The 12,188-nt window shown below is 63.6% G+C and carries 8 protein-coding genes; 6 read left to right on the top strand and 2 right to left on the bottom strand.

Features of this window, described 5'->3' with window-relative positions:
* Positions 1-26 precede the first annotated feature (26 nt).
* Genes ACODTO_RS10015 through ACODTO_RS10030 form a run of 4 tightly spaced genes read left to right on the top strand, consistent with a single transcriptional unit; the run spans position 27 to position 9,632 of the window.
* A complete protein-coding gene (locus ACODTO_RS10015) occupies positions 27-6,347 on the top strand; it encodes an Ig-like domain-containing protein (protein WP_489106362.1) in 6,321 nt (2,106 codons plus the stop codon).
* 46 nt (positions 6,348-6,393) lie between these two features.
* Complete coding sequence (locus tag ACODTO_RS10020; RefSeq protein ID WP_139646177.1) at positions 6,394-7,905, top strand: TolC family protein; 1,512 nt, start codon at positions 6,394-6,396, stop codon at positions 7,903-7,905.
* Between the two features lie 12 nt (positions 7,906-7,917).
* Positions 7,918-8,703, top strand: a complete 786-nt coding sequence (locus ACODTO_RS10025; RefSeq protein ID WP_489106363.1) for an aspartyl/asparaginyl beta-hydroxylase domain-containing protein — start codon at positions 7,918-7,920, stop codon at positions 8,701-8,703.
* A complete protein-coding gene (locus ACODTO_RS10030) occupies positions 8,691-9,632 on the top strand; it encodes a sulfotransferase family protein (RefSeq protein WP_175361988.1) in 942 nt (313 codons plus the stop codon). The genes ACODTO_RS10025 and ACODTO_RS10030 overlap by 13 nt, the downstream gene beginning before the upstream one ends.
* A gap of 37 nt (positions 9,633-9,669) precedes the next feature.
* On the opposite strand, the gene ACODTO_RS10035 is transcribed toward ACODTO_RS10030, so the two are convergent.
* Positions 9,670-10,431, bottom strand: coding sequence for a slipin family protein (locus ACODTO_RS10035; RefSeq protein WP_175361987.1), 762 nt, complete (start codon positions 10,429-10,431; stop codon positions 9,670-9,672).
* A 1-nt stretch (position 10,432) separates the two neighbouring features.
* Positions 10,433-10,957 carry an NfeD family protein gene (locus ACODTO_RS10040; protein ID WP_175384559.1) on the bottom strand — a complete coding sequence of 175 codons (525 nt, stop codon included), beginning with the start codon at positions 10,955-10,957 and terminating at the stop codon, positions 10,433-10,435.
* Positions 10,958-11,112: 155 nt separating this feature from the next.
* On the opposite strand from ACODTO_RS10040, the gene ACODTO_RS10045 reads away from it, so the two are divergent.
* Both ACODTO_RS10045 and ACODTO_RS10050 read left to right on the top strand, forming a co-directional pair.
* Positions 11,113-11,358, top strand: a complete 246-nt coding sequence (locus ACODTO_RS10045) for a DUF2789 domain-containing protein (protein WP_139646187.1) — start codon at positions 11,113-11,115, stop codon at positions 11,356-11,358.
* 208 nt (positions 11,359-11,566) lie between these two features.
* On the top strand, positions 11,567-12,148 hold the full coding sequence (locus ACODTO_RS10050; RefSeq protein WP_139646189.1) for an alpha/beta hydrolase: 582 nt from the start codon (positions 11,567-11,569) through the stop codon (positions 12,146-12,148).
* Positions 12,149-12,188 lie beyond the last annotated feature (40 nt).

Below are 12,188 nucleotides of genomic sequence, written 5' to 3' on the forward strand. Positions count from 1 at the left end.
AAGCAGTTCGAGTCCGGGTGAACGTCATGTGGTGGAGCAAAGGTAAATCGCGGGTAATCGAGGGTGCACAGGCCCTGGCATCGCCAATGATCATGTCTCTGGAGCCGCGGATGCTGTTCGACGGCGCTGTCGCCGCGACCGTGGCCGATGCCGCGCAGCCGGACGCCCATCCGACCGCCGACGCGGCCAAGACGCCCACGGCCGATCAGGCCACCGATACCCACGCGGCCCAGGGCCAGACCGATGCCACCGAGGCCGCCGTTCCGGGCAAGTCGGTGGTATTCGTCGATTCCCGGGTCAAGGATGCCGCCAGCCTGCTCGAAGGTGTGGCGCCCGGTACCCAGGTCGTGCAACTGGACGCCACCAAGGACGGCCTGCAACAGATCGCCGATTACCTGGATACCCACCAGGGAGTCAGCTCGGTGCAGATCATCGCCCACGGCAACGCCGGTGATCTGTGGTTGGGCAACGCCTATCTGTCGGCGGAAAACGTCCAGGCCCGCAGCGAGGTGCTGGCGCAGATCGGCAAGGACATGAACGCTGGTGGCGATATTCTGATCTACGGCTGCTACACCGCCCAAGGTGATCGTGGCCTGGAACTGGTCGATTCGCTGGCGCAGTTGACCGGCCGCGATGTGGCCGCGTCCAACGACCGTACCGGCCTGGGGGGCGACTGGGACCTGGAAATCGCCACCGGCAACATCGAAAGCGCCAATGTGCTGTCTGCCAGTGCAATGAGCGACTATCAATGGGGTCTCGCCACCTGGACAGCCACCAATAACGCCAACACCGGCGTCGGCTCATTGCGTGCGGCCCTGGCCTCTGCGCAGAACGGCGACATCGTGACCTTCAGCAGCGGCATGACCGTCGCGCTGACCCAGGTGCTGGTGGTCAACAAGAACGTGACCATCGATGGCGACCTCAATAACGACAACGTCGCCGATGTCACCCTCGATGGGCAATTCCGCACCCAGGTCCTCAACGTGACGTCCGGTACGACGGCGACCCTCGATGGTTTGGTGATCACCCGTGGCATGGTGGCGGGTGACGGCGGCAATGGTGGCGTCGATGCTGCGGTCGCCAAGGCCGGCGGTATCTACAACGCCGGCACCTTGACCCTGAAGAACGTCACGATCACCGCGAACGCCGCATCGGGCGGTGGTGGCGGTGGTGGCGTGACGCCGCAATATGCCGGCGGCGGTGGTGGTGGCGGCGGCGCGGTCGGCAGCGGTACGGGCGGCCGGGGCGGCGACACGATCAATGCCACGGGCTCCGTCGGTTCGACGGGCCAGGGCGGTGCCGGCGGTGGTTTCTTCAACATGGGCGGGCGGGGTGGTAACTCCACGGGCGGCGCCGGCGGTGCCGCTTACCCGGGCTATAGCACTGGATCGGCCGGCGGCACGGCGGCCAGTGCCGGCTTGTCCATCGGCGGTGGTGGTGGCGGTGACGGCTACAACGCGGTCGGCGGTGCCGGTGGCGGCGCGGTCGGCGGTATCTACAACGACACTGGCGCGACCCTGCGCATCATTGGCAACTCGGTGATTTCCAACAACATCGGCGCCGGTGGTGGCGGTGGCGGCGGCGGTGCTGGCGGTGGCTACACCCACACCGGCGGTGCGGGCGGCGTCGGCGTTGGCGCCATCTGGAACAAGGGGACGATCCTGATCACCGCCGCCAACTTCGCGGCCCTGTCAGGTAACGTCGGCGGCAGCGGTACCGGGGGCGGCAGTGCGGGCACCTCGGGCACCTCGCCGGCCTCTGTCGCCAACGTCTACGGTGACGGCGGGACCATCAACACCAACTATGTGCCGGACTTGACCCCGCCTACCGCGACTGTCGTGGTGGCCAATACCAGTCTGAACTCCGGCGGCACATCCCTGGTGACTGTCACCTTCTCCGAAGCCGTGACGGGGTTTACCTCAGCCGACCTGACGGTGCAGAACGGCACCGTGGGTGCCTTCAGCAGCGCTGATGGCGGTATCACTTGGACCGGCACGCTGACGGCGGCCAGCAACATCGCCGACACCACCAACGTCATCACCCTGGACAACACCGGCGTTGTCGACCTGGCGGGCAACGCTGGCGTGGGCACCACCGATTCGAACAACTACGTGGTCAACGACACCGTGGCGCCGACGGCGACCATTGTGGTGGCCGATACCGCACTCAAAAGCGGTGAAACCTCGGCCGTCACCATCACGTTCTCCGAAGCGGTGACCGGCTTCACCACCGCCGACCTGACGGTGGCCAACGGTACCCTCACCGGGTTGAGCAGCAGCGACGGCGGCATCACCTGGACCGCTACCCTGACCCCGGATGCCGATGTGACCGACACCACCAACCTGGTGGTCCTGGACAAGACTGGCGTCGCAGACCTGTCCGGCAACGCCGGGGTGGGCACCACCAACTCGAACAACTACGCCATCGATACCCTGCGCCCGACCGCTACCATCGTGGTAGCCGACACCGCGCTGAGCGTTGGCGAAACTTCCCTGGTGACCATCACCTTCAACGAGGCGGTGACCGGCTTCACCACCGCCGACCTGACGGTGGCCAACGGTACCGTCACCGGGCTGAGCAGCAGCGATGGCGGCATCACCTGGACCGGGACGCTCACCCCGACCGCGAGCATCAGTGACACCTCGAACCTGATCACACTGGCCAACAGCGGCGTTGCCGATCTGTCTGGCAACGCCGGCACGGGCACCACCGACTCGAATAACTATGCCATCGACACGCTGCGCCCCACCGCCACGATCGTAGTGGCCGACACCGCGCTGAGCGCGGGTGAAACCTCACTGGTGACCATCACGTTCAGCGAGGCCGTCAGCGGGTTCACCCTGGCCGACCTGACGGTCGCCAACGGCTCCTTGAGCGGGTTGAGCAGTGCGGATGGCGGTATCACCTGGACCGCGACGCTTACCCCAAGCGCCAGTGTCACTGACGCCACCAATCTGATCGTCCTGGCCAATACCGGGGTGAGCGATGCGGCGGGCAACGCCGGCAGCGGCACCACCAGCTCCAACAACTACGCCATCGACACGCAGCGCCCCACCGCCAGCATCGTCGTTGCCGACCCCACGTTGAGTGTTGGCGAAACCTCGTTGGTGACCATTACATTCAACGAGGCGGTCACCGGTTTCACCACCGCCGACCTGACGGTGGCCAACGGTACCGTCACCGGGTTGAGCAGCGGCGACGGCGGCATTACCTGGACCGGAACATTCACTCCGAGTGCCAGCACCACCGACGCGACCAATCTCATTACCCTGGACAACACCGGGGTAAGCGATGCGGCGGGTAACGCCGGCAGTGGCACCACCGACTCCAACAACTACGCCATCGACAATGTACGTCCTACCGCCACCGTGGTGATTGCCGATACGGCACTTGCCGCTGGCGAAACCTCACTGGTGACCATCACCTTCAGTGAGGCGGTGACCGGTTTCACCCTGGCCGACCTGACCGCTGCCAATGGTAGCCTGAGCGGGCTGAGCACCAGCGACAACATTACCTACACCGCCACTTTCACTCCGAGCGTCGGCATCAGCGACACCAGCAATCTGATCACCCTCGACAACACCGGTGTCGTGGACGGTGTGGGCAATGCCGGCACCGGCACCACCGATTCCAACAACTACATTGTCGATACTCAACGTCCGACCGCCACCATCGTCGTGGCCGATAACGCGTTGAGCGTCGGCGAAACCTCGCTGGTGACCATTACGTTCAGCGAGGCGGTCAGCGGCTTCGACAACTCGGACCTGAGCGTAGCCAACGGCACGCTGAGCGCCGTCAGCAGCAGCGACGGCGGCATCACCTGGACCGCTACCCTCACGCCGAACCTCGGGGTCGTCGATACCACGAACGTCATCACGCTGACCAATACCGGTTTCAGTGATGCGGCGGGCAACACGGGTACCGGCACGACCAGTTCGAACAACTACCAGGTCGACACCAACGTGCCGACAGCCACCATCGTGGTCGCCGATTCGTCGTTGAGTATCGGTGAAACTTCGACGGTGACCATTACCTTCAACGAAGCGGTGAACGGGTTCGACAACAGTGACCTGACCGTCAGCAACGGCACCCTGACCAGTGTCAGCAGCAGCGATGGTGGCGTGACCTGGACGGCCACCTTTACCCCGAGCGTCGGTATTTCCGATACCAGCAACGTGATCACCCTGGACAACACCGGCGTGCGCAACGGTGCGAGCAACGCCGGGGTCGGCACCACCGACTCCAACAATTATGCCGTCGATACCGTGCGCCCCACCGCGACCGTCGTCGTGGCCGATACCGCCATCGGTGCTGGCCAGACCTCGCTGGTGACCATCACCTTCAGCGAGGCGGTGACCGCTTTCACCACGGCCGACCTGACGGTCGCCAACGGTACGGTCACCGGGTTGAGCAGCAGTGACGGAGGTATCACCTGGACCGCGACGTTTACGCCGAGTGCCGGCATCAACGACACCAGCAACGTCATCACCCTCACCAACGGCGGTATCGCCGACCTGGCGGGCAACATCGGCACCGGCACCACTGATTCCAACAACTATGCCATCGACACCCAGCGTCCGACCGCCACCATTGTGCTGAACGATTCAACGCTGCGGCCGGGCGAGACCGCCCAGGTGACCATTACCTTCTCCGAGGCCGTGACCGGCTTCACCAACGCTGACCTGAGTGTTGCCAATGGCAGCCTGAGCGCGGTCAGCAGCAGCGATGGTGGCCTGACCTGGACCGCCACGTTCACGCCGACCGTAGGTGTGAGCGATGCCACCAACCTCATCGTCCTGGACAACACCGGCGTAAGCGATGCGGCCGGCAACGCCGGGACAGGGACCACCAACTCGGCCAATTATGCGATCGAGACACAGGTGCCGACCGCCACTGTCGTGGTAGCGGACAGCTCACTCACGGTGGGGGAAACCTCGCAGGTGACCATTACCTTCTCGGAAGCGGTCAGCGGCTTCGACAATTCGGACCTGAGCGTGAATAACGGCACGTTGAGCAATGTGTCGTCCTCCGACGGTGGCGTGACCTGGACGGCAACATTCACCCCGAGCGCCGGAATTTCCGACACCAGCAACCTGATTAGCCTGGACACCAGCGGCGTGGTCAACGTTTCCGGCAACAGCGGCGTCGGCGTGGTGAACTCCAACAACTATGCCGTCGACACGGTGCGCCCGGGCGCCACCATCGTGGTGGGCGATACCAGCCTGGGCATCGGCCAGACCACCACCGTGACCATCAGCTTCACCGAGGCGGTGACCGGTTTCGACCTGTCGGACCTCAGTGTCGCCAACGGTGTGCTGTCCAACCTGGCCAGCAGTGACGGCGGCCTGACCTGGACGGCGACGCTGACGCCTTCGGCGGGTGTCAACGACGCCACCAACCTGATTCTGCTCGACGCCAGCACCGTGCAGGACATGGCCGGCAACGCCGGCGCGGGTATCGCGATCTCCAGCAACTACGTACTCGATGCTACCCGGCCGACCGCGACCATCGTGGTCGCCGATTCAAACCTGACTGTGGGTGAGACGACCCAGGTGACCATCACCTTCAGCGAAGCCGTGGCCGGTTTCGATCTGTCGGACCTGAGCGTCACCAACGGTGAACTGACCAATCTGACCAGCAGCGATGGTGGCAAGACCTGGACAGCGACCTTCACTCCCACGGTGAATCTCACCGACCCGAGCAACTTCATCGCCCTGGACACCAGTAACGTCAGCGACGTGGCGGGCAACGCCGGGGCAAGCGTGGCGGTGTCCAACAATTACGCAATCGACACGGTGGTGCCCAACGACGTGAAGCCACCGCCGGAGTTCCTGACGTCGGATCCCGTCACGGTCATTCCGCCATCCGATGTGCCGTTGCAACCGATCGTCTTCACGCCACCGACGGGCGACCTGGGTTCGCCGTTGGGCTTCCCACCGCTGTTCGAACAGCGTGATGTGGGCGGCGGTCTGCGGCCTATAGGCGATATTTTCATCAACCGTGGCGAGCTGGCGCCAAGCTATATCGCCCAGGTATTCAGTACTGATGCCGCCGGCGATGGCTCGGGTCAAGGGTTCCTCGGTTTTGGGGGCGGCGATGGCGGGGTGTTCGGCAGCAGCACCATTTCGACCTTGTTCAACCATGATTCCGGCACCGATAACGAGTCGATGAATGCCTTCGGCAACGCGTCGATGCAGGGGGGGGATGTTTCCCAAGGTATGCGCGGGATGTTCGGCGCACCGACCTTGGGCCAGCAATTGCAACACATCAAGGACACTGAGCAACGTCAAGTCGACAGTCTGGCCATGGCGCTACAACAGGTAGGCGTCAGCCAGGCACAGGCCTGAAGCATTCAATAAGAAAATTGTGCGGCAACCAGGGGCATTCCAGGGAATGAATAGAAGTCAGAAGTTATTCGGTATGAGTCTGCTGGCCGTGATGGTCAGTGGGTGTGCAGTCACCAGTGAGCCGATCGATCGCAGCGTCAGCGAACAGCGCGCCCAAACCGATCTGCAGAACATGTACAAGGGCCAGGAGCCCCTCAGCGGCCCGTTGACGCTGCACCAGGCCATGGCCCGGGCAGTGAAATACAACCTGGAAGGGCGCCTGAAAATCATGGAAGAGGCCCTGGCCAAGCGGCAGTTGGACCTGGCCAGTTTCGACATGCTGCCACGCATGGCGTTGGATGCCGGTTACGTGGGCCGCAACAACGTCAACGCCTCCAGCAGCCAGAGCGTGGAGACCGGCACCCAGTCCCTCGAACCGTCGACGTCCCAGGACCGTGATCGTGAAGTGGCCGACCTCACCATGGTCTGGAACGTGCTCGATTTCGGCGTGAGCTACATCAGCGCCAAGCAGGCCGGTGACCAGCGGTTGATCGTCCAGGAACGCCGGCGCAAGGTGATCAACACCATCGTCCAGGATGTGCGTTCGGCCTATTGGCGAGCCATGGCTGCCGAACGCCTGCTCAAGCAGATCGACAGCCTGATGGCCCGGGTCGAGGCGGCACGCAACAACAGCCAGAGCATGAGCGAACAACGCATCGGTGACCCGGTGCAGGCTCTGGGTTACCAGCGCTCGTTGATCCAGGCCACCCGCCAGCTCGAAGAGCAGCGGCGCGCGTTGTCCCTGGCCAAGACCGAACTGGCCACCCTGATCAACCTGCCCTTGGGCACTGAGTTGACCCTTGCGACCCCGGATGAGTACGAGATCCCGGAACTCAAGGTCGACATGGCCCGTCTCGAGCACGAAGCCCTGGCCAGCCGTCCGGAACTGCGCGAGCAGGATTACCAGACACGCATCACGGCCGCCGAAACCCGCAAGGCCATGCTCCGCCTGCTGCCAGGGCTGGAGTTTTCCGCCGGCGGGCACTACGACAGCAACTCGTTCCTGGTGGAGCAGGGCTGGGCGGACTATGGCGTGAAGGTCACCTGGAACCTGTTCAACGTGATCTCCGCTCCGGCGGCCATCGACGTGGCCAAGGCCGGTGAAGAAGTGGCGGCGGCGCGGCGTCAGGCAATGTCGATTGCCGTGCTGGCGCAGTTGTACGTCGCCAACGCCAACTACCGCGATGCGCTGCGCCAGTTCAAGACCAACCAGCAACTGTCGGACATCGATGGCCAAATCGTCGGCCAGTTGCGCAGCCGTCATCAGGCCGCCGGCATCGGTGAGCTGGACCTGATCCAGGGCGAGCTCAATACCTTGCAGGCTGACCTGCGACGGGATCTGTCCTATGCCGACCTGCGCAATGCCTATGGTCAGATCTTCGCCAGCGCCGGTCTCGACCCGATGCCCGATGAAGTGCAATCGACCCAGGTGCAGTCGATCGCCACGGCACTGGCCAGCCGCGAAGCGGCCTGGGCCCAGGGCGACATCACGGTGCCGAAGGCGGCGGTGAAGCCATAACCGGGCGTGGGCATGACGCGTCCGGCGTTTTCCCGGCTACCGGTGACGGTGGATCTGCCCCTGCTGTTGCAAGCACTGGCAGCCATTGAGGAGGATCGCTGGCAGGGGCATTTCAACAGCGCCTATTACCACGGCGACTGGAGCGGCGTGGCGCTGATTTCGGCGGCCGACGCGCTGACCGAATTGTCGCCCGGCCAAGGGCAGCCGTTGCGCCGGCCGCCCTGGTCAAACGATGATCGCTGGCACCAGGCGTTGCGCGACTGGTCCGTGGAGATCGTTTCGGCCCGGCTGCTGCGGCTCGGCCCCGGCGGCCGGATCCACGAACACCGTGACTATGACCTGGGCGGACCGGACGCCGACCTGCGCCTGCACGTGCCACTGCTCAGCCCGCCCGAAGTGGATTTCTGGCTGGAGGGGCAGCGCATCCCGATGAAGGCGGGTGAGTGTTGGTTTCTCGACTTGTCACGGCCCCATCGTGTCGACAATCGGGACCGGTTGCCACGGGTTCATCTGGTGCTCGACTGTCGCCCCGGCCCCTGGCTGGAGCAACAGATTGTCGATGGGCTGCCCACCACCCCAGCTGTCCGCGACGAACTCGGCGACTTCCTGCGCTTTCAAGAGCAGGTGGCAAGCGATCCGCAACTCGCCCGGACCCTGCAGAGCCTGGCAGACCCGGACGCCTTCATCGAATGCGCCCTGACGCTGGCTGCCCGGCAAGGGCTGCAGGTGCGCCGGGAGGAATTGCGGGCGGCCATGCGCAACGGTCGTCGGCAGTGGAGCGACCAATGGAAGGCCTGAACCTGCAAGGCTGGCTGCCGATCCGCGTGTGGCAAGAGGCGGGGCAATGGCGGGTCGATTGGTGCTGGTTCGGCGAGAAGCCCTTGTCGCAACCCTTCTTCGGTGATGCCGTGGAAGACGCTTTGCGCCTGCCCTTCAATCAGGCGTTCCGGCGCCAGACTCCCTTGGACGCGCTCGCCCAGTGGCAGTGCCAGAGCCCTGGCCTTGCGCCCAGTGCATTCATCTTCCATGCCTCGCGCTGTGGCTCGACACTGATCAGCCAGATGCTGGCGCAACTGGACGACCACATCGTCGTATCCGAACCGCCGCCACTGGATCGGCTACTGCGCAGTGATCTTCCCGCCGCCGAACGCTGTGCGGCGCTCAAAGGGTTGCTGTCGGCCTATGGGCAGCCTCGTCGAGGCGTGGAGCGGCGATTGGTGATCAAGCTCGATGCCTGGAACATCGGTGAGCTGTCACGGCTGCGTGAGTGTTTTCCCGATACGCCTTGGCTGTTCGTGTACCGCGACCCGCTGGAAATTGCCGTGTCTCATCTGCGCCGCCCCGGCATGCACATGGTGCCGGGGATGATTGGTCCGAGCATCCTGGACGACGGGCTGCCTTTCGGCGGCCCGGAAGACTTCATTGCGCGTAGGGTCGGGCGATTGCTGCAGGCCGGGTTGGAGCAATGCCAGGCATCCGCCGCACAGACGGTTGACTATCGCGAGCTGCCCGACGCCATGGCAGGCAGGCTGGCGGTCTTTTTCCAGCTTGATGAGGTGCAGCGCAGGCAGGCGTTCGCCAGCGTGAAGCGGCACGCCAAGCAGCCGGCGCAGGGTTTTACCGGCGACAGCGAGGAGAAGCGCCGGGAGGCGTCGCCCTTGTTGCGCGAGCGGGTACAGGCGTGGGCGCAAGGGCCGTATGAAGCCCTGAAGTCCCTGCCAAGGTAATCAGTTCTATGGCCTGTTTAGGCTCGGCGGCGCTCCATCAGGGCTTGTTCGGCGACAACTCCGCCATCCCCTTGAGCAACTCGATCGGCAGGGGAAAGACAATGGTGGAGGACTTGTCCCCGGCAATCGACCCCAACGTCTGCATGTAGCGCAGTTGCATGGCGCCCGGCTGGCGCCCGAGCATCTCGGCGGCCTGCATGAGTTTTTCCGACGCCTGCAGCTCGCCTTCGGCGTGGATCACCTTGGCCCGCCGCTCCCGCTCGGCCTCGGCTTGCCGGGCGATGGCGCGAATCATCGATTCGTTGAGGTCCACATGCTTGATCTCGACGTTCGCCACTTTGATGCCCCAGACGTCGGTCTGGGCGTCCAGTACCTGCTGGATATCGCCATTCAATTGCTCGCGCTCGGCCAGCAGTTGGTCCAGGTCATGTTTACCAAGCACGGCGCGCAAGGTGGTCTGGGCCAGTTGGCTGGTCGCCATGAGGAAATTCTCGACCTGGATGATTGCCTTCTGCGGGTCGAGGACGCGGAAATACAGCACCGCATTGACCTTCACCGAGACGTTGTCGCGGGTGATCACGTCCTGCGGCGGTACATCGAGCACTATGGTGCGCAGGTCGACGCGGATCATTTGCTGCACCACCGGAATCAGCAGGATCAGCCCGGGTCCCTTGACCTGCCAGAACCGGCCGAGCTGGAACACCACCGCACGCTCGTACTCGCGCAGGATCCGGAAGGTCGAAGCGGCCAGTGCGATCAACAGCAACAGCAGCATCATAAAACCGATTTGCATACCCATCTCATGCTCCTTGTGAGTCAGCGGGGACCACTTCCAGCATCAGGCCCTTGCGTGCGACGACGCGCACCGCTTGTCCAGCCCGTAGCGACGTCGCGCACGCCACTTGCCAGCGTTCGCCTTCCAACTGCACCCAGCCATGGTGATGATTGCCGACCTGCAGGGTGGTAATCACGGTGACGCTTCCCAATAACGCGGCATCGCCGCTGACGGGATGACGCGGCCGGGTTTTCAACGCGCGGAACAACAGAAAAATCAGCAGCAAGGCACTGACCAGGCCCAGCCCGACCATCAAGGGAACAGGCACATCGGCATCGGTCAGGATAATCGCGCCGACGACACACAAAGTGATGCCGCCCAGCCCGGCCACACCATAGTTGGGCAAGGCCACCTCGGCGATCAGTAATGCCACCCCCAGGGCAATCAGCCAGAAACCCAGGGAGTTGGCGACCATTAACGCAGGGCCATCGGCTGCCAGCGTCGGCCCGCTCACGGCCAACAGCGCAAGCATCAAGCAGCGAATATTCACCGGATCCTCCGCAACGCCCGTGCGTGACGTTTATCCACAGTCGTTACTTACAGTCTAGTCGAACCGTGGGTTGATCGAATTTTGAGCAGTCTGGCGATGCTCCAGAGGCTAGACTGCTGGGAGAGAAGCCGCATCCAGCCATGTCAGGAGTTCCCATGGAAACCCCAATCCACAGCCTCCCCGCCCTGTTCAAGCAACTGGGGCTGCCCGACGACGCCATCAGCATCGATCAGTTCATTGCCAGCCATTCACCCCTCAAGCCCGAACTGCACCTGGCTGACGCGTTCTTCTGGAGCAAGAGTCAGCAGCAATTGTTACGCGACGAAATCCTCGAGGATGCCGATTGGGCGGTGGTGGTGGATCAGTTGGACGTGTTGTTGAGGAAAGGGCGCAGTGACTGATGCAAATGCAGCACCTGTGGGAGCGAGCCTGCTCGCGATAGCGGTCTCACATTCAACGCAGAGCTGACGGATATATCGCTATCGCGAGCAGGCTCGCTCCCATAAAGCTGATATTCAGTTTGATTATTAACAAATAGCTTCTTATTCCTTAAACAATATATCTCTCCTCCCTATACTCGTCCTAGAACAGACACGCAGGAGAGCACCCATGCGCAACGAATCGACTCGCTACCTGATTGTGCCGGGCTGGCAAGGATCGCCGGAAAATCATTGGCAGACCTATTGGCAGAACAGTCTGCCCAACAGCGCCCGGGTCGAGCAGGACGACTGGCTGACGCCCCGGCGTGAAGACTGGGTGGCTGCGCTGGCCGAAGCCATTGCCGCCGACAACACCCCGGTGATTCTCATTGCCCACAGCCTGGGCTGCATCACGGTTGCCCATTGGGCCGCCACGGCGCCGCTGCAACTGTTGCGGCAGGTTCGCGGGGCGTTGCTGGTCGCGCCGGCGGATGTCGAGCGGCCGGCTTGTGTGCCTGCGCTGCGCAATTTCGCACCGATTCCCACCGATCCGTTGCCCTTTCCCAGCCACGTGGTCAGTTCCGACAACGACGCCGCAGTGAGTGCGCCGCGTGCGCTGGAGTTGGCGCGTAGCTGGGGGGCCGAAGCCGGGATTCTGGCCGGGGCGGGGCACATCAACGTGCAGTCCGGCCATCAGCGCTGGGAGCAGGGTTTCGCCTATCTCTATCGTCTGCAAAACCGCATGGAGCATCACGCCCTGCGTCGCGCCTGAATTTTTTGACGCCCTTCCGTTACCCGGCGGTGTGGGGCGG

Source organism: Pseudomonas sp. FG13 (genome assembly GCF_057809755.1).